This is a genomic window from Rhodopila globiformis, assembly GCF_002937115.1.
Taxonomy (GTDB): Bacteria; Pseudomonadota; Alphaproteobacteria; order Acetobacterales; family Acetobacteraceae; genus Rhodopila; species Rhodopila globiformis.
The window spans coordinates 74,139-97,372 of record NZ_NHRY01000269.1 but is presented as its reverse complement, the minus strand read 5'-3'; the positions used below and the strand labels follow the sequence as shown (position 1 = coordinate 97,372).

The 23,234-nt window shown below is 62.4% G+C and carries 17 protein-coding genes; 4 read left to right on the top strand and 13 right to left on the bottom strand.

The window, feature by feature from the left end:
* Positions 1 to 75 precede the first annotated feature (75 nt).
* From CCS01_RS30335 to CCS01_RS30325, 3 genes are all read right to left on the bottom strand, one after another.
* Positions 76 to 1,260: a hypothetical protein gene (locus CCS01_RS30335; RefSeq protein WP_104522650.1), complete on the bottom strand. Its 1,185-nt coding sequence runs from the start codon at positions 1,258 to 1,260 to the stop codon at positions 76 to 78.
* A 38-nt stretch (positions 1,261 to 1,298) separates the two neighbouring features.
* On the bottom strand, positions 1,299 to 2,915 hold the full coding sequence (locus CCS01_RS30330) for a porin family protein (protein ID WP_146102039.1): 1,617 nt from the start codon (positions 2,913 to 2,915) through the stop codon (positions 1,299 to 1,301).
* Between the two features lie 166 nt (positions 2,916 to 3,081).
* Positions 3,082 to 3,789 (bottom strand): XrtA/PEP-CTERM system exopolysaccharide export protein, encoded by a 708-nt coding sequence (locus tag CCS01_RS30325; protein WP_239992459.1) that lies wholly within the window; start codon positions 3,787 to 3,789, stop codon positions 3,082 to 3,084.
* 337 nt (positions 3,790 to 4,126) lie between these two features.
* Between CCS01_RS30325 and CCS01_RS30320 the strand changes: the two genes are divergently transcribed.
* Complete coding sequence (locus tag CCS01_RS30320; RefSeq protein ID WP_104522646.1) at positions 4,127 to 5,020, top strand: nucleoside-diphosphate sugar epimerase/dehydratase; 894 nt, start codon at positions 4,127 to 4,129, stop codon at positions 5,018 to 5,020.
* Between the two features lie 5 nt (positions 5,021 to 5,025).
* Here the strand turns inward: CCS01_RS30320 and wecC are convergent, their stop codons facing one another.
* Both wecC and wecB read right to left on the bottom strand, forming a co-directional pair.
* Entirely contained in the window at positions 5,026 to 6,321 is a 1,296-nt protein-coding gene (wecC, locus tag CCS01_RS30315) for a UDP-N-acetyl-D-mannosamine dehydrogenase (protein ID WP_104522644.1), read from the bottom strand.
* A complete protein-coding gene (wecB, locus tag CCS01_RS30310; RefSeq protein WP_338050015.1) occupies positions 6,269 to 7,339 on the bottom strand; it encodes a non-hydrolyzing UDP-N-acetylglucosamine 2-epimerase in 1,071 nt (356 codons plus the stop codon). The genes wecC and wecB overlap by 53 nt, the downstream gene beginning before the upstream one ends.
* 902 nt (positions 7,340 to 8,241) lie before the next feature.
* Between wecB and CCS01_RS30305 the strand changes: the two genes are divergently transcribed.
* Positions 8,242 to 8,847: a hypothetical protein gene (locus CCS01_RS30305; protein ID WP_104522640.1), complete on the top strand. Its 606-nt coding sequence runs from the start codon at positions 8,242 to 8,244 to the stop codon at positions 8,845 to 8,847.
* A gap of 99 nt (positions 8,848 to 8,946) precedes the next feature.
* Here CCS01_RS30305 and CCS01_RS30300 read toward each other — a convergent pair whose 3' ends face one another.
* The 7 genes from CCS01_RS30300 to CCS01_RS30270 form a co-directional block, all read right to left on the bottom strand.
* Complete coding sequence (locus CCS01_RS30300) at positions 8,947 to 12,375, bottom strand: carbohydrate-binding domain-containing protein (protein WP_104522638.1); 3,429 nt, start codon at positions 12,373 to 12,375, stop codon at positions 8,947 to 8,949.
* A 474-nt stretch (positions 12,376 to 12,849) separates the two neighbouring features.
* Entirely contained in the window at positions 12,850 to 14,307 is a 1,458-nt protein-coding gene (locus tag CCS01_RS30295; protein WP_104522636.1) for an oligosaccharide flippase family protein, read from the bottom strand.
* A 59-nt stretch (positions 14,308 to 14,366) separates the two neighbouring features.
* Positions 14,367 to 15,326, bottom strand: coding sequence for a class I SAM-dependent methyltransferase (locus CCS01_RS33315; protein ID WP_146102038.1), 960 nt, complete (start codon positions 15,324 to 15,326; stop codon positions 14,367 to 14,369).
* A 76-nt stretch (positions 15,327 to 15,402) separates the two neighbouring features.
* Positions 15,403 to 16,428 (bottom strand): hypothetical protein, encoded by a 1,026-nt coding sequence (locus CCS01_RS30285; RefSeq protein WP_104522632.1) that lies wholly within the window; start codon positions 16,426 to 16,428, stop codon positions 15,403 to 15,405.
* 9 nt (positions 16,429 to 16,437) lie between these two features.
* Positions 16,438 to 17,277: a polysaccharide deacetylase family protein gene (locus CCS01_RS30280; RefSeq protein WP_158258692.1), complete on the bottom strand. Its 840-nt coding sequence runs from the start codon at positions 17,275 to 17,277 to the stop codon at positions 16,438 to 16,440.
* Complete coding sequence (locus CCS01_RS33310; protein ID WP_158258691.1) at positions 17,274 to 18,362, bottom strand: glycosyltransferase family 2 protein; 1,089 nt, start codon at positions 18,360 to 18,362, stop codon at positions 17,274 to 17,276. Before CCS01_RS33310 ends, CCS01_RS30280 begins: the two co-directional genes overlap by 4 nt.
* Positions 18,363 to 18,448: 86 nt before the next feature.
* On the bottom strand, positions 18,449 to 19,342 hold the full coding sequence (locus CCS01_RS30270) for a glycosyltransferase (RefSeq protein WP_158258690.1): 894 nt from the start codon (positions 19,340 to 19,342) through the stop codon (positions 18,449 to 18,451).
* Between the two features lie 480 nt (positions 19,343 to 19,822).
* On the opposite strand from CCS01_RS30270, the gene CCS01_RS30265 reads away from it, so the two are divergent.
* Positions 19,823 to 20,518, top strand: a complete 696-nt coding sequence (locus CCS01_RS30265; RefSeq protein WP_146102036.1) for a hypothetical protein — start codon at positions 19,823 to 19,825, stop codon at positions 20,516 to 20,518.
* Between the two features lie 25 nt (positions 20,519 to 20,543).
* On the opposite strand, the gene CCS01_RS30260 is transcribed toward CCS01_RS30265, so the two are convergent.
* Positions 20,544 to 21,353 carry a WecB/TagA/CpsF family glycosyltransferase gene (locus tag CCS01_RS30260; protein WP_204848474.1) on the bottom strand — a complete coding sequence of 270 codons (810 nt, stop codon included), beginning with the start codon at positions 21,351 to 21,353 and terminating at the stop codon, positions 20,544 to 20,546.
* A 451-nt stretch (positions 21,354 to 21,804) separates the two neighbouring features.
* Here CCS01_RS30260 and CCS01_RS30255 point away from each other — a divergent pair, with 451 nt between their 5' ends.
* The gene (locus CCS01_RS30255) at positions 21,805 to 23,127 is read left to right on the top strand and encodes a hypothetical protein (RefSeq protein ID WP_146102035.1); all 1,323 of its coding nucleotides are present in this window, start codon (positions 21,805 to 21,807) and stop codon (positions 23,125 to 23,127) included.
* The last annotated feature ends 107 nt before the right edge of the window (positions 23,128 to 23,234 follow it).

Sequence of the window (23,234 nt, the reverse complement as noted above, 5' to 3'; positions counted from 1 at the left end):
TCATGTCGCCGGCGCGACGCCTGGCTGTTGAGGGAAATCAAGCGCGGCGCAGGATTTTCCGCCGGCAGCCCCCCGTCAGGCGGCAGCCGGAGCCGGACGAGGCACGCCGGCTGCAAACGCGAGGTGGTGGGTCAGCGCGGGATAGTCGGTGCGGTCGCCGAACGCCCAAAGCAGCCATCCGAATTCATAGCTCCGCATCTCCTCCGTCAGCCGCAGACCGCCGATCGGCGGGTGGCCGCCGTGTGCGACGGAGGCAGGCAGGGCCAACCGGAGCAACCGCGCCATGCGGTGGCCGTGAAAACCCCGGCGCGCCTGAGACCGGTAGATGAGTTGCAGCGACGGAACCAGCATGGAGATGCCCATCTCGTTATTGCCGAAAATCCAAGCGAACCCGCGCTCGATCGCCGCGCGGGCGCCGGGGAGGCCATGGTCGTTTGCATGATGCAATATCGCCGGCGCCATGCCGTGCTGATGCACCGAATACACCTCGTACCGGTCCAGCACCGTCTGCCGCCGCGGGTCGTAGAACCATGGCCATTCGCCATGAGGCCCTTGCAATGCCAGCAGCTTCGCGACGCACGCATTGGCAGCGGCGAGCGCCGCCGCATCGCCGGTGGCTTCGCTGAACTGGTACAGCGCCAGTGTCGCATAGACCTGCGTCGCGAAGGACGCGATGGCGTGGCGCGGCCCCTTGCCGCTGTCGCGGAACAGGGCCCCGGGCCCCTTGAAGCGCGCGAGCAGCAGGTCGCGCAAACCCGCCGCGAGCGGCATCCACGTGCGATCGTAACGAAGCTGCGCCACGGCGCCCGACAGCGTCAGCCCCAGGTCCTGCGCGGTCCAGCCGGACAGCGCATCGACATCCGCCGCCAGCGGCCGCAGCGTGTCGGCCGCGACCGCGGGAACGTCCAGCCCGAGCGCGGCGGCCGCCCACAGCGCCATGCCGGGCGCGCCGTTGCGCATCGGATGCTTCGGCATTGCCGTGCACAGCGACCTGAGCAGCGACGGCACGTCATAGGGCTCGGCCGCCAGCGCGCCGCGAACGCGGGCAAGGCCGAGCAGGACGTTGATCGAGTAATAAATGTCGCTGTGCGGCCGCGATTCGTTCGGCACCGCGCGGCCGTCCAGATGATACTTGTGCGACCACCGTCCTGCCTCGGGCATCCAGCAGCGGCGCAGCCCGGCCAGCGCGTAGCGGACCAGCGGACTGGCAGGCGCCGCCGGATCTTCCCGTTCATCCAGGTGCTGTCGGTCTGCGCACATACGATTGTTCCCTGTGCCCGGCGTAACCAGCAGGCGGATCAGAATGTTTTCTTCACACCAACGATGACGAGATTGGACGGCTGCTGCTGGACCAGCCCGCTGAAGTACGGCTGGCTGCTGTAGCTGTACTGCAGCAGAGCGTTCAGCTTGGTCGTGACCGGATAGATCAGGCTGGCGCTGGCGATCAGCGCATTCTGGGTCGGCCCGCGCACGCCCGGGGTCAGCGCCAACTGGTTCGTCGTTCCATACTGGAAATAGGTTGAGGTGGTGAATCGATCAGCGAACTGGTGCACCCAGTTGATCGCGCCGTAGACGGCGGTTATGGTCTGCGCCCCCGCGGTCAACGGGGTGGGTGCGGAAAGCTGGTAGTCCCTCAGCCAACCAACGGTCAGCGACAGGGTATCATGATCCCGCAGCCACGTCCCGGTGAGCGTACCGCGCTTCTCCTGCGCCAGGTAGGTTTGCACGCCGTAGAAGTTGTTGACGAGCAGCAGCGGGGCCCCGGTCCGCGGGTCGACGCGATTGCCGAACGGGTCCAGCACCGAGGAATTCAACGCATCCTGGAACTGTTCCTGGTCGGTGGTGACGCCTTCCGAATAGCGGAGGTAGATCCGCGTGCGGTTCGTCGGGGCAAGCACGCCGTCGATCCGGGGCGCCGTTACGCCATCCCTGCGGCCGTACCGGATAGTCAACGAGCTGTCGGCGTTGGGCGTCAGGCGGACGCCAGCATCCCACTGCGGACCGGTGAAATTGAAGTTGGGAAAGCCGCTGTAGTGAATGTCCTCGTAGCCGCCGCCGGCCAGCGCGATGACGCTGCGGGTGATAGCGTAGCCGAACTCCATGTCGCCTTCCCGCCGATACGCGCCGTCCAGCACGCCGGTGCCGCTGGACTGCATGGCTGACGCAAGGCCGCTGATGCTGACCCGGTCGAGGTTCGGCCCCGACGTGACCGAAACATACTCGCGTTGGGCCGTCGAGTTCTGGTTGATCGACTGGATCGAGGCCAGCGGCAACCCTGCCGTGGACAGCAGGTTTTGCGCCGAATAGGACAGGATGCCGCCAACCTCGACCGTCGCCCAGTCGTCGAACTGCTGAACCAGGTAGGGGCGCGCGGCGTAGGTCTGGACCTGTATCTCGTTCGACTTGCTGAGAACGAACATATTGCTCGGCCCGGAGCCGGGGATGCCGGACTGCACCGTACCGAAGCCGCGCAGGTCCAGGAACAGGCGCTCGGGCACCAGGGTCGCCGTCGCGTCGGCGTTGAAGTTCTGCCCCACCCGATTCTGGTCGCCGTTCTGGGTGAAGAATTCCACAACCGGCGTGTAGGTAACGACCGTGTGGAAGACGGAGGTGTCGCCGTTCGCAGTCAGGCCCGGTTGGACCGCGGTCACGAAGGAACTCTGGTTCGTGCCGAGGATATGATCGGTCCATTCCTGGTTGACCGCAATCTGCGGCGTGAAGGTCCATCCCAGTGGCGGCGCGGTTTTCTTCGACGCCGCGGTGTCGAGACGGTCAATCTGCTGGCGCAACGCATCGGGCGTGGCGTTCGTGCCGGTATCGGGCAGAACCGATGGCATCCCGATCTGCGGCGTCCATCCGAGATCGGGCGGCAGCAACTGGGCGACAGCCGGATGGCACAGCCCGGCGCCCAGCACGGCCGCAATCCCCACGGCCGGACGGGAACGCGTCAGGGCGGCGCGGCAACGCCTTTTGGCAGGATGACGGAAACCCCTGTCAGCCGGCGGGATCATTCACCATGGCCCCGGCGCGGCAGCCGGCGCCCGCATGGCGGCAGGTCTGGCAACGCCGCCTGCCCGCTGGTCAAAACCAGCTCTCCGGAATGATGAGCGTGTCACCCGGCTGCATCGCCACGTTCTGGCTGATGTCGCCGTCCTTCAGCAGGCTTGCCAGGTGGACGTGGATGGTTTCCCGCTTGCCGTCGATCCGCCGGACGATGATGGCGCGGTTGCCGGCGGCATTGCGCGTCAGGCCCTTGGTCTGGATCATGACGTCGAGCACGGTCATGTTGTCGCGGTACGGGATTGCCTGTGGCTCGACGGCCTCGCCGATGACGCGGACCTGGCGGTTCAGCGGGCCGACGAACTTGCGGACGATCACCGTAACGTTCGGATCCTTGATGTACGGCTTGAGCCGCGCTTCGAGATCCTTGGCCAGCTTGCTGGGCGTTTTGCCGGCGGCGACGACTTCCGGAACCAGGGGCATCGAAATGCGGCCGTCGGGACGGACCGGAACATCGAGGCTGAGTTGCGGCGAGTCATAGACGAAGATGTACAGGTTGTCGCCTGCCCCGATCACGTAGGTGTCGGCATTGTCCGGCGCGGGCGACCGGGAGCCGTCGCTTGCGGCCGTCGCTGCACCGTTGGCCGCCATCCGGGTGGACTGCATCCCCGGCACTGTCGAAGCGGAGTCCGAGCAGCCGGAAAGCAACGCCAGCGCCATAAACCAGATGCCCGAGCGTGGGATAAATTCCGTCAGACCAAGGCGGGCGAAGCGGAACACGCGCGGCATAAGTGCGTCCCCAGAAGCATTCGACGTCTTTTCAGGACCCGCAAGCTAGGTCCAAGCCCGAGTCGGAGCAAACGCTTTCGTCCAAAAACGAACGGTCTGGCGTTCAAATTTGATTTTGTGCCCCGTTCATCGAACGGCAACGCAACTCACGCCTTTTGGATATGCACACGAAAATGTTGATGTTTGTCGCTGGTGGTTTCGAATACGCTCAAAGTCATGGCCAGCACTCATCGTATATGGTCTGGCCCTTGCCTGAGCCAATGGTGTCGTGTGGGACAGGTTCCAATGGCCCAGGCACTGCGTCGGTTCCGCTTCATGATGTCCAGGGAACTCGCTGATGGAAGCGATGGGAGACCCAGATGCAGATGGCGATGACAGCAGTTCCCATCAATCCAGGTCTGGCGTCGCACAGCCCCCGTGGAAAATTCGTCGCGGCGGCCTGATCCTCCGCACGCTGTGCGTCGCCGGCCTGGACCAGGCGGTCGCCCTGGTCGTTTCGATCTCATGCTATTCGACGTTCGCCCATGAGCCGGCGCTTGCAAGCGTGAAGCCGGTTGCATGTCTTGCCTGGCTGCCGGCGTGCCTGTTCGCCTGCTTCCTCGAGCGCGGCCTGTACGCCGCCATCGCGATCAACGGCCAGCGTCCGGACTGGAGAAACATAGTATTTGCCTGGATACAGACAGTCGCTTTGACAATCCTTCTGGTATCTGTGCCGGCGGTATCCTGGGGCGGCACGACGCGGCTGCACGCCGCCCTGGCACAGCCCCTGGTCGGGGCCGGCGTGCTGGCATGGCTGTTGGCGGGAAGCGCCGGCGTGGCCGCCGCACGTGCGCTTGCCGCGCGGATAAAGTGGGGCGTGGTGTTACTGAACCGCACCGTAATCATCGGCGATAGCGCCTCGATACAGGATCTGACGACACGGATCCGGATTGCCGAGCCCGTGCGGTTCGATATCGTGGGGCTGTTCCGGATGGAAGGCGATGGAGCCGCCGACGCGTTGGCCGCGCCCGTGCCGCGGGAACTCCTGGCACTCGAGCGGATGATCCGCGACGATGCGGTGGACAGCGTTCTGGTGGCCCTGCCGTCATCAAGGGAAAGCGTGGCCGAGGCAATGGTTCAACGATTGTCCATGGCGCCGGTTGACGTCTTTCTCTATATCACACCCGCGCCGCGCGGGCCGGCAGCCGAACCTTTGGTCATCGTCACCTCTCTCGCACTCGGCGGGGGCTGATCCGGCTACCAGATGCCCCTGGTGTCAATAACGAATTTGTCGTTCAGCACCTCGCGGTCGATCTGCAGGAAGCTCATGTGATCCACCAGCAGCAGGACCAGGTTCGCCCGCTCCAGCGCATCGTCGAAGTCGTGAAGCTGCAGCCCCAGGTCCCGCAGATCCGCCGGCAGTTCCGCGATGTTCGGTTCCACCACCAGTAGTTCGCCGATCTGTTCTTCGGCCAGCTGTCGGACGATGGTGACGGCGGGGCTTTCACGTAGGTCGTCCACGTCCTTCTTGTAGGTCAACCCCAGGCAGGCAATGACCGGCCGCTTCAGCGCGGCCGCGCGGGCCGCCACGCGGGCACAGACATAGGCCGGCTTGCTGTCATTGATCAGCCGGGCACCGCGGATCAACCGTGCTTCGTCGGGGTTCGTTGCGACGATGAACCATGGATCGACGGCGATGCAGTGGCCGCCGACGCCAGGTCCCGGCTGCAGGATGTTGACGCGCGGATGCAGGTTGGCCAACCGGATGAGTTCCCAGACATTGATCTTCAGCCTGTCGCAAATGAAGGAAAGTTCATTGGCAAAGGCGATGTTCACGTCGCGAAAGGCGTTCTCGGTCAGCTTGGTCAGTTCCGCGGTGCGGGCATTGGTCAGCCGGCATTCGCCGCGCACCACGATGCGGTACAGGCCGAGCGCGGCGTGGGCGCACTTGCGGGTCATTCCCCCAATCACACGGGCATTGTTCACGACCTCGTCCAGGATGTTTCCCGGCAGCACGCGCTCGGGGCAATGCGCGATCTGCACCTGCGCGCGCTCGCCGCGCTGCGGCGGAAATGTCAGGTCGGGCCTGCTATCGGCAAAAATCGATGCCAACATCTCGGTCGTTCCCACCGGGGAGGTTGATTCAAGGATGACAAGGTTGCCCGGCGCCAGCACCGGGGCGATAGCCTTCGCGGCCTCCTCGACATAGCTGATGTCGGGTCTCGCTTCGGCGCCATGGCTCACCAGCGGGGTCGGCACGGCGATGATGAATGCGTCGCCCGGTTCCATTTCCAGGGTTGCCCGCAACTTGCCGCTTTCGACGACGCGGCGGACCAGGGCGTCGAGATTGGGTTCGCCGAAATGCGGACGTCCGCGATTTACGCTGTCCACGACGCGTGGATTGACATCGACGCCGACAATCTCGAGCCCATGGTCGGCGAACACGGCGGCAGTCGGCAGGCCGATGTAGCCCAGGCCGACCACAACGATGCGACTGTAATTACTCACTGAGAAGTGCCTCCACGATACGGCTTGATGCCCGGCCGTCTCCATAGGGGTTGTGCCTGACGCTCATGGCGGCATAGGCCGCTGCGTCATCCAACAGGCGGCTGGCGCGCGCGACCAGAAGATCGGTGTCGGTGCCGACAAGTTCGGCCGTGCCGGCGGCGACCGCCTCCGGCCGCTCGGTGGTGTCGCGCGTAACCAGGACCGGCTTCCCGAGCGACGGGGCCTCTTCCTGGATGCCGCCGGAGTCCGTAATGATCAGCGCCGCCCGGCGCATGGCGTTGACGAACGGGAGATAGTCCAGCGGTGGAATGAGATGAATGGAGGGATGGCCGCCGAGCACGGCATGGGCAGCGCGCTGCACGTTCGGATTCAGGTGGACAGGATAGACGATTTCCACGTCATTCCTGTGTGCAAGGCGCAGCAGCCCGCGCGCGACGCGTTCGATTCCGCCGTCGAAGTTCTCGCGCCGATGGGCGGTCACCAGGATCAGCCGCCTTCCGGGGCCCAGGGGCGGCAGCAGGCGATCCAGTGACGCCGCGCGGGCCGGATCGGCGTTGATGATCGCGACCGCCTCGAGCAACGCATCGATGACCGTGTTGCCGGTGACGACGATGCGGCCGGGCGCGACCCCTTCCCGCTCGAGGTTCCGGCGTGCCGCCTGGGTGGGCGGAAAATGCATGTCGGCGGTGACGGTGATCACCCGCCGGTTCAGTTCCTCCGGCCAGGGCGAATGCAGATTGCCGGTTCGCAGGCCGGCCTCCACGTGCCCGACCGGCACTCTGGCGTAGAACGCGGCAAGCGATGCCGCCATGGCCGTTGTCGTGTCGCCCTGAACCAGCACCCTGTCGGGGCGAAGGTCATGCAGGACGTCACCGAGCCGTTGCATGACAGAATTGGTTATGTAAGTGAGACCCTGGCCGTCTCGCATGAGGTTGAAGTCAAAGTCGGGATTGATGGCAAACACGTCGAGCACGTGGTCAAGCATCTGGCGATGCTGGGCGGTAACGCAAACGAGCGACCTGACGCCGGGGGTGGATGACAGGCGACGCACGAGCGGCGCCATCTTGATCGCCTCTGGTCGGGTGCCCAGTACGCTTAAAACAAGCATGGTTTTGGCCCATGCGCGGAGGCCGGGGGTGCAGCCGCCCCCGGCGCATCATGTGCCGCGAAAGTATTACTGTATTGGGAACCATGGCGTTCTTTGCCGATTCCCGGCGCACGCTGCCGACGGAATTTTGGGTGGTCCGGCCCTGTATGGTGCTGTTCGGGCCGCTCCAAGTCGTCCTTTTGGTGCTTCTTCAATTTTCTGGGTGCGGCACGGCCGCTGTTGATGAAACTTGACGGACAGTGAGCCAGTTTCGGGAAATGCTACGTAGCCCCCCGCAAAGGAAACAGAGAAGTGTACGCCCCTGCCACTGAAGATGCGTGTGCAAGGCGCCGCTCGTATCGCGAGATCAGAGTCTGGTTGTTCTTGCAACTTTTGTCAACTGCGACAGACTGCTTCAGTGCGCATAAACAATCAGGGTTGATGGCATCTTCGGCAGCTTGACTTTATTGGTCCCAGTATCGACGCCCTTGACGCTTGCCGTCGAAAATCAAAGCCAGGGCAGCCAATTGTCCGATCAGCAAGCCAGGTGGGCAATGGGCAAGGATTACACGAGGATGACAGTCGCGATAGACAAGGCGATCCAGCAGATGCGCGAACACTCGCTACGGATGGAAGCCCGTAACAAAGTGTAACTGTCAGTAAGTCAAATTGTTCGGAGCGGCTGCGCAGAGGGATCGCGTCTTCGTCCCCGCTGGCCGATGATATCCGCGCCCGGAGTTGGAGGGTCGTCGTCGCGGACTGCGCCTGGCGCACCAGTGCTGTTCCGGCGACGGCAGTCCTTTGATGGCCGCGTAACGCAGTGATGAAAGTATCGGAGGATTTTCGCTATGCAGTCCAGGACACCGACCGCTGCCTGGATGGGTTCCGCCTTCGCCATCGAACTGGTCCTGGCGATCGCCGTCCTTGCAGCACTCGGCGCGGGCGAGCGCGGCACCGATGTTGCCCTGCAGGCAACGGCGCGGTTTTCCTTCGTGCTGTTCTGGCTGGCCTATACCGGTGGCGCTCTTGCCAGTCTGGCGAGTCGTCCGCTCATTTGGCTGAAGCGGTCAGCCCGCAACTTCGGGCTCGCTTTCGCGTCCGCTCTTCAGGTGCATCTTGGTTTGGTTGCCTGGCTATGCTGGATCGGCGCGGCCCCATCCCGGGCCACCTTCCTGTTTTTTGGGACGGCGGCAATCTTCGTCTATTTACTTGCCTTGTTTTCGATCCAGCGGCTGCAGGCCTGCCTGAACCCGACGCTCTGGCGGCTGATCCGTGCCGTCGGCATGAATTTCATTGCCCTGGCTTTCCTTCGGGATTTTCTGTCCGCACCGCGCCACATGACCTTCGGGTATCTGGTGGGATACCTGCCCTTCGTGATCCTGGCCGTTGCTGGACCGTTGCTGCGGGGCCTGGCGTTCCTGCTGAATGGCAGGCCGCTCGTTCAGCTTCGGACGGCGCTGTCGTTTGGCGTCGGCCAGAACTGACGATGCACAGAGCGGCCGTTCCGGTAGCGTCGTGCCGAGCGAGTCGAGCGCGCCGCCCGGCTTCTGCCGTGCGGCACGCCCTGTCCCCGGCGAGCCCGCTCAGTGCGTGGTCGTGATCGCGAAGTTGACGGTGCCGTTGGAATACAGCGCGGAGACGCCCGAGCCATAGTGGGTGCCGTTGACGTCGACGCCGTTGACATAGAGGTTGCGATCGGTACTAGCCGTGCCGCCATAAGCGTCGTTGGTGAACTGCACCCCGATGGTGTGGTTGCCGGCGCCGAAGTTGCCAGAGAAGGTCAGGTCTTCCCAGGCCCCGGCGGCGTGCAAGGCCACCACCTGCTGCGGCGTCGTCACTGCCTTGCCGTCCACCAGCAACTTGAACTGGGCATTGCCCTTGTAGGCATCCTCGGACAGGTGCACGGTGACGGTATCGGCCGGGTCGCTCGCCGCCGCGACGCTGCCGCCCACGCTGAAGGTGTGCGTGCTGGCGGTATACAGCGCCGCGCTGGTGCCGCTCTCGGTCTGGCCGTTGACGGCGATCGCGTTGACATAGAGGTTGCGGTCGGTGCTGGCCGTGCCGCCATAGGCGTCATTGAGGAACTGGATCGCCACCTGGTGCGAGCCGGAGGCCCAGTTGCCGGTCAGGGTGAAGACGTTGCTGTCGCCGCTGGCATGCAGCGCCGAGGCGGTCATGGTGCCGCCGATCTGGGTGCCGTCCACCTTGACGATGAACTGGGCGTCGCCCTGGTAGGCGTCCTCCGAAACGTTCAGGGTGATCGTCGACGTGGTCGAGCCGCCCGACGCGGGCGGATCCACCACGAGGCCGTTCAGCGTCTGCAACGCCCCCGACAGGTTGACGGAACTGCCGGCGGCATCGGCAATGGCGGCGCCGTTGGGCAGGTTCGCCGCCGTGACGGCGAGCGCTTTCACGGCCGCGTCTGTTGCGCCGATGGTATAGTTGAACAGCAGCTTGCCGGTGCCCGACCCACCCGCGTAGGTTGCGGCGCCGCCGTCGTTGAGGCTGAGCGTGGGCGAGCCGGTCACGAATACGGGCTGGTCCATGGTCAGGGTCAGCGCGATCGTGGTGCCCGGGTTCTGCGTGCCACTGGCCGGAGAGGCCGAGACGCCGCAGACATCGGAGCCGGCAGTGCCGCCGGGGCTGGCGATCGTTGCGCCCGTTGCCATGTTGACGTTGCCGCAGAACGTCAGGTTGCTGCCGCTCGGCGGGTAGAACGGACCATAGGCGCCCCTGTAATCTATATAGTTGTTGTCAACGACCGCTCCGTTGATGGTGTTGCCCGAATTCTGGATCACCGCGATCGAGTAGGACATCGCCACAGAGGAACTGGCCTTGGCGACGATGGTGTTGTTCTCGATCATGGTGTTGTCCAGCGTCGAGCCGCTCTGCGCCTGCAACTGGACGCCCTGCATGCCGCTGGGATTGGGCTGGTAGATGGTGTTGTACGCCTCGACCGAGTTGTTGGAGGTGACGCCGACATACTGCACGGGATCGGGATGCGAACCGGGGCTGGTGCCGAGGTTGTCGAACACATTGTATTCGACGACCGTTGTCATCGTGCCCGAATTGAAATCGATCGCATCTTCCTGGGCGTTGAGGAAAGCATCGTATTTCGCCGTGAATGTCCCCGACCCGTCATAGTTGACCAGGGCCCAGTCCGCGCCGCTGGTACCGCTGCCGCCATCGATCGTGTTGTTCAGTACGGTGAGGTTGCCACTGCCCGACGCCGCATTGATCGGCACGTTGTTGTTGGCGCCGACGAGAAAGTGACAGTTCTTGATGACGACATTCGTTGCGCCGGGGGCGATGTCGACGCCCCAGCCGCCACCGCCGGTGAAGTCATAGCCGCTCAGCGTAACGTTGCTGCCGCTGATGGTGACGGTATGGCTTGCGGTATCCACCGATACGCCGGCCAAAGTGATGCTGGACGGATTCGCCAGGCTGGTCCCCGAGGGGACGCCGACAGCATAGTCGACGCCGGCAACTTTCCAGGCCGGACGGGCGGCATATCCGTTCAGCAGCGTCGGCAACAGCGGCGTACCGGCGGGAGCGCCGCTCGATCCATCGGCGTAACCCATGGGTTGGGTCGGCGCCGGCTGCGATGCGGTCGGATTGACGGCGAGGCCGGCGAAGCTGACAACGGCTCCGGCCAGATTGGCGGCGTTGCCGACGCTGTCCGTTACCGCCGCGCCGGCCGCAAGGTTGGTGCCCGCGATGCCCAGTGCGGATACGGCCTTGTCGGAATTGCCAACGGTATAATTGAAAGCAAGCGCGTTGGTGCCAGAGCCCCTGCTGTAGACTGCGGTGCCGCCGTCATTCAGCCCGAGCGTCGGCGTGCCCGTCACCATGAAGGGTTCGTCGAGATGGACCGTGAAAGTGATCGTTTTGCCTGGAACGAGGGTCCCGCCGGCCGCGGACGCGGTTACGCCGTAAACGTCGCTCAGCGTCGGCGAATAGCCGGCGGCATCGCCGTAGGTGTAGTAGCCCTGCGCGGTCGGGCTGGAGGAACTGGGTACCGGAACCCCCGCCCCCGTCACCATGTTGGTGACGTTCGACATCACCGTGGGGTTCGCCAGGTTGTCACCGTAATATCCGGTTGGGAACCACGGTGATCCGGTGTAGCCCATGACGCCGGTCGGATCGATATAGAGATCGTGGATGACGACATTCGACGCGGTGCCGCCCTCATCCGCGTAGAACCCCATGGTGAAGTTTGCGTTGGTGACGGCGGCTGTCTGGATCAGCGTGTCGTTGTTGACGGTGAGCCCGTTCATCACCGCCTTGGGCCCCTCGGCCAGCGGCACGAGCGCGCCGTTCCCGGCACCGGGTTGATTCACGTTCTGATAGACGGTGTTGAACCCGACATCGCTGCCGGCGGCGGTGTCGGTGTTGTACCACTGGATCGTGTCGGCGTGGGCGGTGTTGACGCCGATATTCTCGAACAGGTTGTACTGAATAAGGTCGGTCTGCGGCGTGGTGCTGGCGTTGAGATCGACCATATCGCCGCCGGAATTATGCATGTCGTTGTAGCGCATCGTCAGCGTGCCGGAGCTGGCGATGGTGATCGTGGTGCCCAGTTGCGCGGTCACGGGGACATTCGCGCCGTCAACGTCGTTGCCCAGGAAGCTGAAATTGCTGGCAGACTGGGTTGCATCGAGCACGGTGCCCATCGCGCCCTGGTTCGGTCCCACAACAAAATTGCTGTTCTCGACCGTGTCGCCGGCACCCTGGACGATGACTTCCCAACCGCCCGCAAGGCTGAAGTCGTAGCCGTTCAGCACCACATTGTTGCCGGAAACCGTGACGGTGTGGGCGGCCGTGTCGACGGAGACACCCGCCAGCGCGATCTGCGAGGGATTCTTCAACCCTGTGCCCGACGCGATGCCGACAGCGTAATCCACGCCAGCGACCTTCCAGGGCGGACGGACAGCGTAGCCGTTCAGGATCGTAGGCACGATCGGTACGCCTGCGGGGGCGCCGCTGGCTCCGTCGGTGTAGGCACTGCTCATGATGATGAATCCGCTTGACGCTTGGGAATGAGAGACGCGCTAATGGCGCCAACCTTGGCCATCCTTGAGGAAAATCTTGCGACCAGGCATCATTGATATTGGTCAGGCGGAACGTAATCAATCACGGATTTGTTATTTTAGCTGACAGTCTGTTTCGCTACTGTTTCTTGTCGCCAAGCGCGGGGCCGAGGCGTTGTGATTCTCTATACGGAACGTTTTGCGTCAGAAGGCAGGCGAACAATCGGCCCGTTTGTTTCCGTTTTAGCAACGAATGTGCCGATCCAGCCATGGCGGCCGCTTGTGGGCGCTTCTCCAAACCCCTGGTTGTTTCAATCGGAATGGGAACGTGGCCGAGCGCGTGCGTGGCGGAACGGGGTTCGACACGGGATCGTGCCATCCTCCGCCATGCTGATGCCCATCCCGGCAGGCGGCTACGGCGAGCCTGAACCGAAGACGCCGCCCGCTGCTTGTTGCCTAGCGCGTCAGGCGCCTTACGCCGAGTCGGTTGCCTGTAAAAGCCGGCACCGCCAGGCAGACGAGCGATCCGGCCATGGCCGCGACCATGCGGAGCGGGAGACCGGGATTCAGCAGCAGCACCGCCATTCCGATCAGCAACGGAATGACGGCCGCCCCCGCGAACTGTCGCACCAGCGCGGCCGATGACGCCGCGCAACGGTGCCGCAGCAGTAGGACCAGCGTCACCCACGAAAGGATTTCACCAATCAGGCCGCCAAGCGCCGCCGACTCGATCCCCGCACGAACGACAAGCGCCGCGATCGTGACCGGCAAGGCAACCGCCCCAACGAGGTTGGACAACATCAGGTCGCGTGTTTGTCCGATAGCAAGCCCCAGAACGTTCAGCGCACCGCGGCCGAGCCGCGCCAGGACCACGCCGGCCATGATGAGGAAGAACGTGTCGGAAACGGCATATCCGTCCCCGAACGCGAAACGAAGGAACGGCGACCCGATGCACGCGGCGACGACCGCGCCGGTGGCGGCCAGTGCGGCACCGACACGGCCAACCCGGCCCGCGAGCAATGGGAAAAGGCCTGATCGGTCCTGATGCCACGCGGCGGACAGACGCGGTTGCCACGCCGTGTTGGCCAGGCGCAGCAGAAGGGAAATCGGCTGGGCGAGGAGAGCCATGCTGAGGCTGTAGATGCCCAGCTCCACGACACCAAGCCAGGCGCCGATGACCATCCGGTCCAGCTGGTACGCGGCCGCCAGTGCCAGTCCGTTGCCCATCAGCGGCAGGCCGAAGCGAAGCGCCGCGCGGAACTGCCGAGAATCGAATGAGCAACGATATGGCACGCCAGGCGACAGCAGATGGCTGAGCAACACGCTGACAACCGCCTGGGTCGTGAGGCTCCAGAGCACCGCGGTGAAATCGCGCGCAAGCAGGGCGGCGGTGGTGGCTGCGATCAGTCCGGCCAGAGCGGCGAAGGCATCAGCGGCGGCGGCAGGCCAGAACCGGCCGGCACGCTGCACCTGGATGACGCCCAGATGCGATACGCCGCGCAGCAAAGGCACGATCGCAAGGAAGGAAAATCCGGTGGCATGGTCGCGCGCGCCAACCAGGGCGGCAGTCGGCAGCGCCAGCGCGAAGATGAAAACGGCACTGACGATGCCCCGCAGCAGGCTCAGGCTATGCACGGCGGCAAGCGCACTCCGTTCGCCGCCATGGGGCGAATAGATGATGTATCGATCGACACCGATGAAGCTGACCATTTCGGCCACGGCCCACAGCGTATTGACAGATGCAACGAGGCCGAATTCGGTAGCCCCGAGCAGCCGTGCGAGGATCAGGGTGCGCAGAAACTGAGCACCGACCTCCACAGCGAGACCGATACCCACCACGCTGCTGCCCGAAAGCAGGCCACGCCAGGGCGGACGTGGCGCGACGGCATCTGCGGTCGGGCCGAACGGGCGCATCGCGATAAATCAGCGACGCCAGGCCGGGAACTCGGTGCCGAGTGTATCCTTGATGGGCATCAGGCAACTCTCCGCATATAAGAGGAGCCAGGCTCCCTGTTGCAAGTTGTAAATAACGCAACACGCTTCAGCCTGCCGTAATGTTGGTGATGCATAAGATTCAGCGAGCTCAGGATTTCGCAAGCTACGTTGCGAAGAAGAAGCGATTCAGTTAGAGATTGCTCGTTGCAGAAACGCATGCCGATGGCCAGCCATTCAGGCAGATCGCGTCGCGAAGTGAGTATGTTACTGATAAGAACGTAAATGCCAACAGCCACGACGCGAACGATCTGGAGGTACTCAATCATCACTTTTCCACCCCGTCGTACCATCTGCGGCGATTCTATGAAGAGTACGTCATCCTCCTGAAACTCCAGCAGCAGCGATGGATCGAGATCCTCGCCCCTCGACGGGAGCACACTGGCACCGGTTGTCTCCAACCAGGGCATGTCGTAGGGCTCTGAGCACATGTGACGGTACCGGCATTTGCCGTACGCGCTGCGGTTCGCCTGACGGGCCTTTGCTGCAACCAACGTGGAATAGCCGCTCCCTGTTTCGTTGATACGACCCGGCCTGAGGAAGCGAACCATTTGATACCAACAGTCAGCATCGCCGGAGCCGAGATTGCCGTTGTACGTCGTAAAACGGCCCGGGCGCGCCGCTTTGGTCTCGATGAATGCAAGCTCATCCGCGAAATTGAGGTTTGCCAGGAACCCTAATTGTTGATTGATCTTCCGATCGATCCCTGGAAGCTGCCTAGCGAAGGAAGCTGGCTCCGGGCAGTTCCCGAAGTCGGACCGTGGCTCGTAATTGTGATTTCGGATCAGGAACACCGCCGTGCGCGGCAGACAGGCCCAGCATAATCGCAGCTTGCTCACGCACGTCCGGCGCATGCCTTTGCGCAGCAGGGCCGCGAGATAAACCCAGGGAACGAGCAATACGTCGATTGGCGCGCGACAAATAGTCTTATGACTTTTCACTGCGATTACTCAATTATCTGTCCCTGGAAACGCCGGCGCGTCGGGAAGCCAATTCCGTGGCAGGAGACCCAATCCGTTACCGCGAACCCAGCAGGCGTCCTGTCAGCATGTCCACATTGCCGCGGAAGGTCAGGTTCCGGCCACTCGGCGGGTAGAACGGGCCATAAGCGCCGCTGCAGTCGATGTAGTTGCCCTCCACGGTGACGCCGTTGATGACATTGCCTGGATTTTGGATCACGGCGATGGAATAGGACATCCTGACCGAGGTTCCGGCCTTCGCCACGATCGTGTTGTTTGCGATGCTCGTGTTGTTCATGGTCGAACCATTTTGGGCCTGCAACTGAACGCCCTGCATACCACTGGGATTGGGCTGGTAGATGGTGTTGAACGAAATCATAGAATTGTAAGACCGCACGCTGACATACTGCACCGAGTCGGGGTGGGAACCCGGGCGGGTGCCAAGATTTACGAACAGGTTGTACATCACGATGGTCCTCATTGATCCGGAATTGAAGTCGATCGCGTCTTCCGGGGCGTCCAGGAACACGTTGTATTTCGCGATGAAGCTACCGGACCCGTTGTAGTTGACCAGTGCCCAGACGCTGGCGCGGCCACCGCCGCCGGCGAAGGTATTGTTGACGACGGTAAGGCTACCGGCACCCGCGGCGACGTTGATTGGAATGACGTTGTTGATGCCGACAAGAAATCGGCTGTTCGTGATTCTCGTGTCGGTCACGCCAGGTTCAATGTAGCTCCCCCAGCCGCCGGCCGAGCCAAAGTCATAGCCGGTAAGCCTGACATGGCTCGCACTGACAACAACCGTGTGGCTGGCAACATCGACCACCACGCCAGGCGTCGAGATCGTGGCTGGATCCTTCAGTTCCATTCCCAATGGCACGCCCACGGCATAGTCAACGCCGGCAACTTTCCAGGGCGGCCTCGTCCCATATCCCCGCAGAAGGGTCGGCATCAGTGGGACCCCGGTGGGCGCATTGTCCGCTCCATCGACGTCCCGCCAATCCGCCGCATCCGCCGTTCCGGCCCTCTGACAGGTTGCCTCCAGCAACCCCAGCAGAACCACGAAAAGGCGAAGGTGCTGCACTGCAATCTCTCAAATAACTTCCGGATATGGAACGTAATCCTCCCGTGAAGCGCGATTGCGACGCTTAAGCCGGGAAATCGGCACGAGCCAGGCGTACGCGCCGGAAGCTTTCAGGAAGAACACCAGACGCCCGTCGCCCGGATTGACTGACACGCGCCCCCGAACGAAAGCGTCAGCCTGCGGATCAACCGGCTCCGGCTCAATCGTAAAGACGTGTGTATAGCCGACTTCCTGGCAGACCCGGATCAGGCCGCAATCATGGTCTCCGTAGGGGAAGGCGAAGAGCCTGACGTCCGTGCCAGTAATACCAGAGATAATATCGCGGGAGTCCGAAAGCTCCGCGCGGGCGGTTTCGGAAGATATCTCAGTGAAGCGCGGGTGGGTGACACCATGAGAACCGAGGACGACCAGCGGATCAAGCGATTGCTGCCTCAGTCGGGCGGCGGTAACGACAACTTCGTCGCAGCCGGCTTCGTTTTCCATCGGCCAACCGGGCCTGCGTCCGAGATTGCCGCAGGGGACGAATATCGTGCAGGGAAACTTGCGCGCCGAAAGTTGCGGAAGCGCATAATCGAACGTACTGACGAACGCATCATCGAAGGTGATCGCTACGGTCGGTGACGACAACGCAGTCGAGGTTCTAAAGTCGGCGGGAACGACCTTGGCCCAGCGGGCAAGGGAAGACATCTGTCGAGCGAAGGAATGCCGACTGTCGGCGGAAATTCCATGATAGTACAAAATCACCAGCGGCAAAGGCACGGCTACTCCCAGCATGCGCAGTACGATCCGTTGCGTGCGCGTCGCCACGAAATACAGGCAACTCAAAGCAAGTTTCACCCCGTCCTTCATTGCGGCGGAGATCCAAGCCAGGCTGCGTGTGCTTGCAACATCCGGTCCGGCCTGCCGCTCTCGCCCTTGACACCGGCGATCAGGCCCTGGATCGCAGGCTTGATCAGGCTCAGTCCGCCGCTCGTGCCATAGGCGGCAACGTGCGGAAATTGCATCAGAATTGTCCATGGCAGCCAGCGGGGATGGTGCGCCCGGACGAAGAGTATCCGGTTCCGGATTTCAAGATAGACTGCAAGGGGGGACAATCCCCCGCGGTAGCGGTTGGTTCCGATCGTCGTGCCGCCCCGGTGCAGGACAACGGAACGGTGGGCATAGCCCAGGGCACCGAGACGTTTCGCCCGCAAGCCCCAATCAAGATCTTCGAAGAACAAAAAGTAGCTTTCGTCCGGCAGGCCAATCTGCCCAAGCAGGCTTCGGGTCACATAGATAGACGCCCCGGATGGAGCGCCGAGGCGAAGCTCCAGGTCATCTTCATTGGGCTCGACGTCCCGTGGCGTATGGAAATCGACGGCCAGAGTGCGGGCGCTGAGATTCGACCACGCCAGGCCACGCGTGCGAACGACCTCGGGTCTTTCCGCCGAGATTATGCAGCTTCCGACCATGCCCCTGGCCCGCCTCGTGGAATGGTCGCGCAATTCGGCAAGAGCGGTCGGCGACGGCTCGGTATCGGGATTGACGATCCAAATAGCATCCCAGCCTGCGACTTTCAGCAAAGGCTGCGCCATCGCATTGATCGCGCCGGCATAGCCAAGGTTTTCGGCCATCTGAGCCACGTGGACCCTGGACCGAACTGTGCCATCCTGGCGGAGTAAATAAAATAGGTTGCACTCTACAATAAGCGGGGAGTCCAACACGCCGTCAGCGCCTGCTGGACAGGTACACACGCCGCGCCGCAACGTTTCGACCAGGGTCGCTGCTGCGGCCCGCCCGCCATTCTCCGCGACGAATATTTCAAATCCGGGCTCCTCCTCAGCCCGCGACAGAGCGGCAAGGCAGCCGACGATATCCCCCTCGTTGCGATAACCAACGACTATGACAGCAACGGGAACGTTCAGCTTTACCGTCAGGATATGCAGCTTTCGCAATATGTCTTGCCTTGAATACACCCGGACCGTATCGCCGGACAAGAACGCCGATGATGGACGTTCGCAGTCGTGACAACCCGGCCTGTTCAATTGCGGGGCAGCCCAACATCCGCAGGCCCCGTGGCTGCGGCCGGCAGGGAATTTCGCCACGCCAGCCATAGCATCCGCCGCGCCCGCCACAGGCGGAGGCGAAACAACACGGCAATGGCCCCCAGACGGGCGCGCGGACCAACAAGCCTTGATGTAAAGACCACTCGTCCGGCGTGCGGGACCGCTGACAAGGGCATGATAAGGGCCCGCAATGCAAACAGCGCACGCCCGCTGCGCCGCTCCCGCCACAGCAAGAAATGCTCGGCTTCCATTCGGGCCCAGCGTTGTTCGAGATCGTTCCAACTGCGTCTGGCCGGGTGACCAACCACCGCCCGCTCTGCATAGCCGATCCGATAACCCAGGGATCTTGCCCTGAATGACCAATCGACATCTTCGGCAACCCCGGTACGGAACCCGCCGACCTGGTCAAATACCGAGCGCGGGACGAACATGTTGCCGGTTCCGGTAAAGCCGACCTTCTGGATGTAACGGCGGAAATTGAAATTGAAGACACGCTCGTAAGCCTCGACCGGATTTGGCTTGTCTGCCCGGCGAGCAAAGGTGACCACCTCGCCCCCGACGAAGTCGTACCGCTGCAGGGCTGCCACGCCCTCCTGGATCCAATCTGGCTCCGGCACGCAATCGCTGTCGAGAAACGCCACGATCCTGCCGCAACTTGCTGCCACACCCGCGTTGCGCGCCGGCCCCGCGCCCTGGATGGGGGCCGCAATCACGACCGCGTTGGGAACCGTGGACTGGACAGCGTCGATTCCGCAGGCTGAATTGTTGTCTGCGACGACGATCTCTATGTCGTTGCGTGGCCATGTCTGTCTCTGTAATCTGGCGTAGCAGGTTTTCAGACCCACAAGGTCATTATAGTGCGGGATCACGACTGACACCAAGGGGCCATTGTCATCAGGGCCACGATGCTCACTCGTCATTTTGGATAAGCATCGACAGTGGTGCCTCCCTCCGTATTTCGGACTGGCCCGGCAGCAAATGTAGTCGACGGCTGCAGATACTGTCAATGCGCAGTCGCTCATTTTTGCGTTGCCGGATAGACCCGTTGATGCTGGCCTTCGCCGGCCGGAAGACCTCTCACGTTCGGCGGAACGCCGGCATATACGTCTTCGGTGTCATGGAGACCACGCCGCCTCGTCTGTATACTCCATCGGATACTGAAATTGAATCAGCATGGATCGCACTCGCATCTAATGATTACGTGCAGGCCGATCGGGACGGCGGACCTCTCTGGTATTGCGAGTCTCCTGCGTTGTGGCTTCCCGACCCGGGACATTCGCTACTGGTGTACTGGCTTACAGCGGCTTGGCACAATTCAACCCGCGGCTGGTTTCGTACAGTTCGGATACATGCTTGAAGCAGGCGGCGTCCCCGTAGGCGTGCTGCTGGTGATCTCCAGCCCCTCGATGCACGGCACCATCACCCGCTGCAACCTCTCAAGCTGGTACGTGATGCCTGAGTTTCGCGCGTATGCCCCGTTGATGGTCATGCGGGCGATTCGAAACCGATCGGCAACATATCTCAACGTGTCACCGGCTGAACAGACAATTCCGATCATATCGGCCCAGGGATTCATCAAGTTTAACTCGGGGGTTTTTGCTGCTCCGGTTTCGGTCGCGTCGGTCGGGAGTGGGATGCATCTGGCTTGGCTGCCACGGCACTGGGCACAAATCCCCACGATCCCGCCGGGCGCGATGCAACTGCTGACTGATCACCACCGCTTCGGTTGTGTCTGCCTCTGGCTGCAGGACGAAACCGGAGGACTTCCTTTCATATTCAGGCGGCGTCTTGTCACATGGGCCCGGATTCCGTCCGCCCAACTGATCTACTGCCCAACGCTTGAAGATCTTGAACGCCATGCCGGCTGCATTGGGCGCTTTCTTGCCCTGCACGGCATGCCGTTCCTGATGGTGGCGACGGATCGGCCTCTGCGTGGCGTTTCCGGCAGGCTGTTTCCCAACAGACAGCCGATGTACAGCAGGGGACCGCAACCCGGCCGCTCCAGCGACCTCACCTATACCGAGGCGGCGATATTCGGTTTCTGATGCACTCAACTCGACGGCGACGAACTTACACCCGCCTGGATCTGTCGTGCATGAAAAGTGCGGCGGCAAGAAGGCCCGCATAGGCAAGGTTCGTCGTCAGATAGCGGCGCCACAGCCTGCTCGGCTCCTGCAACGTCCGGTAGAGCCATTCGAAGCCGGTCCGCTGCCAGGAGACGGGTGCGCGCCGGACATGGCCCGACAGCACATCCAGCCCTCCGCCCACGCCCATTACGAACGGGACGCCAAGCCCGTCCCGATACTTCGCCATGAAACGTTCTTTTCGCGGGGTAGGCATCGCGACGAACAGGCAATCCGCGCCGCTCTGCTGGATCGATGCTGCGACCACGGCTTCGTCGGCTTCACTGTAGTAGCCGTGATGAAACCCGGCCAGTTGGAGTTCAGGATGTCGCCGCTTCAGTTCGGCGATGGCATCGGCAAGAACGCCGGGTGTCGCGCCCAGCAGATACGGGCGGAAGTGCTCGGCCGCGCAGAGCCCGAACAAGTTGTCCATCAGGTCCACGCCGGCCACCCGTTCCGGAATCCAGGCGCCAAGCAGGCGGGCGCCAACCACAATTCCCATTCCGTCGGCCCCCACAACATCAGCAGCCAGGACGTCGGCCCGCGATTCAGCGTCACCGCGCAACTTCACCAGTTTTGCAACATTCAGGGCGACATGCTGGACATGACATCGATTCTGCATGGCCCATCGTGCCACGGCAATTGTATCATTCATCGTCAATGGATGGAGCGGGATACCGAGGAAGCGAACGGGCCTGCAAAGCATTTCGCTAATGACTTCCGACCCGAAATTGGCAGCCGGCTCGTCAGCTAGCATGTCGCTAACCCTTTCCCAGGTCGGCATGACGTACGTCACAGGCACCGCTAGCCTCGTCGCTTCTTGACCCATGCATCTACGGCACCTCAGGCGATATCGATCGCGGTAGACTCGCGGAGATTGTAAGCTCGGCGCTGTTGAATTGCCGGTGACGACACGCCAAGCCACGTCACTCCTTCGTACAGCGCAGATATCGGTCAACACCATGTTGTCAGCATCGTCAGCCGGATGCGTTTCTGTGACGTACAGTCCACCATTGTTCAGGCGTAGTACCCATTGGGTCCCGCCAGAGAGCTATCGTGTTCTAAATATGTTTAAGAAAAACGGAGTGATTTGCCGGTCCAGCTGTGCCTGTCGTCTGCTCCGCGTGGCCTCCTTTCCTGGCGTCCGTCATGACTTTAGCGCTAATTATCCGACACCGACAATCATCCTTATCCAGGCTAACGGGAAGTTGACGCTTTTGTTCAACTCTTGGTTGATTTCTGCTTACTGCGTATGGACAAGTGCAAAAATTGCCTGTAAATCCCAGGAAATGCAGACATCGATGATTTACAGGGCAGCCGAGGCGCGGGCCCTGGCGGCAGGATCGCGGTGTCGGCGGCGATGGTGGAAAATCAGCGCTGTTACCGCCGTCTTTTATATTACAGTTTGCAATTGCCCGACTCCGGTTACAGCCAATCGCGGCGACAACAACGCGCCGGCGGCCCAGGCTCTCCTTGGCCAGCAACTGGCATACCGGAATCGTATCAAGGAATTGTGGAAGCTGAACATAGCGCGGGAGATGCGTGCGCATTACTGCGAAACTGCCACCGGAGAGGAGATTGGATGGCTGATATCGCCCATTCTCAACGGCCTTTACTATGGGTACCTGGCGACGGCGGATACGCGGTGGATAGACGGGCTGATCAGTTGCGCCAACGACTGGGTTCGCCGCGCCGTGGTCGAACCCGATGGCTATCCCGGATGGCCAAAGGTCGGGGCCGCCGGAACACCCGTCGATGATCTCGATAGTTATTATGCTGACAGCCTGCTTGGGGAAGCGATGGCACTGCGCCCGGTGGTCCTGCTGTCGTCGCTGATCACCAAAGATACGACGCTGCGGAATCGTTACGGATCGCAGGCGGCTGGCTACATCCGCCTTGCCGGGTCCATATTCAGGAAATGGCAGGATCGCGGAGCATGGCGGCCGGTTGCCGCTGGCTACATCAGCATCGTTCTGCCGTTCGGCATCGACCGTGCCACCGGCAGGTGGACGAACGGATATGCCAACAGGAATTCCCCGACGATCGGCTTTTCACACCCGGACAACAAAGCCAACCTGGTCGCGTCATGGTTGCTCGCGATGTTCGACGCGACCGGGAATCCCGAATATCGAACCCTGGCCGACAACTGGTTCCGGGTGATGAAATCACGCATGGTCGCCGCCGATGATGGCACATATCGTATTTGGAACTACTGGGAGCCCGCCGGCGCCTGGGACTATAACGCAGCCGGCCGTCCCAAGCATTGGATCGGCGTCCATCCGAATCCGGGGTATTACGACATCGATGTGACTGCCATCGTCGCAGCCTACGCCCACGGTCTTGAATTCAGCCACGATGATATCGATCGCCTGGTGAGAACCGATGCCGGGCAAACCACCGTCTGGCCGGCATTGGTGCCTTATGATCCGGGAATTAGACAGCGGTTTGAGCAAACCCTCGATCCGAGCAGCTGGGCAGGGCTGACGTTGGCACCGTGGTATCTGGCGCTGCTTGAACACCCGTTGCGCTGAGCGCGATCAGCAAGGCCGCCGCGCAGCCCGGTCGGCGGTTCCAGGTCCGGCGAGACAACGCGCGAGGCACGAACGAAAAGATCTCTGCCCAGGCCGGACACATCTGG

Bases quoted from the DNA above. Each gene is read 5' to 3' on its own strand.
- CCS01_RS30305 (WP_104522640.1), top strand. From the start codon at position 8,242: ATGGGTTCCGCCTTCGCCATCGAACTGGTCCTGGCGATCGCCGTCCTT.
- CCS01_RS30280 (WP_158258692.1), bottom strand. From the start codon at position 17,277: ATGAAGGACGGGGTGAAACTTGCTTTGAGTTGCCTGTATTTCGTGGCG.
- CCS01_RS30260 (WP_204848474.1), bottom strand. From the start codon at position 21,353: ATGCTAGCTGACGAGCCGGCTGCCAATTTCGGGTCGGAAGTCATTAGC.
- CCS01_RS30335 (WP_104522650.1), bottom strand. From the start codon at position 1,260: ATGTGCGCAGACCGACAGCACCTGGATGAACGGGAAGATCCGGCGGCG.
- wecC (WP_104522644.1), bottom strand. From the start codon at position 6,321: ATGGAGACGGCCGGGCATCAAGCCGTATCGTGGAGGCACTTCTCAGTG.
- CCS01_RS30295 (WP_104522636.1), bottom strand. From the start codon at position 14,307: ATGCGCCCGTTCGGCCCGACCGCAGATGCCGTCGCGCCACGTCCGCCC.
- CCS01_RS30265 (WP_146102036.1), top strand. From the start codon at position 19,823: ATGCTTGAAGCAGGCGGCGTCCCCGTAGGCGTGCTGCTGGTGATCTCC.
- CCS01_RS30325 (WP_239992459.1), bottom strand. From the start codon at position 3,789: ATGCCGCGCGTGTTCCGCTTCGCCCGCCTTGGTCTGACGGAATTTATC.
- CCS01_RS30300 (WP_104522638.1), bottom strand. From the start codon at position 12,375: ATGAGCAGTGCCTACACCGACGGAGCCAGCGGCGCCCCCGCAGGCGTA.
- CCS01_RS30320 (WP_104522646.1), top strand. From the start codon at position 4,127: ATGGAAGCGATGGGAGACCCAGATGCAGATGGCGATGACAGCAGTTCC.
- wecB (WP_338050015.1), bottom strand. From the start codon at position 7,339: ATGGCGCCGCTCGTGCGTCGCCTGTCATCCACCCCCGGCGTCAGGTCG.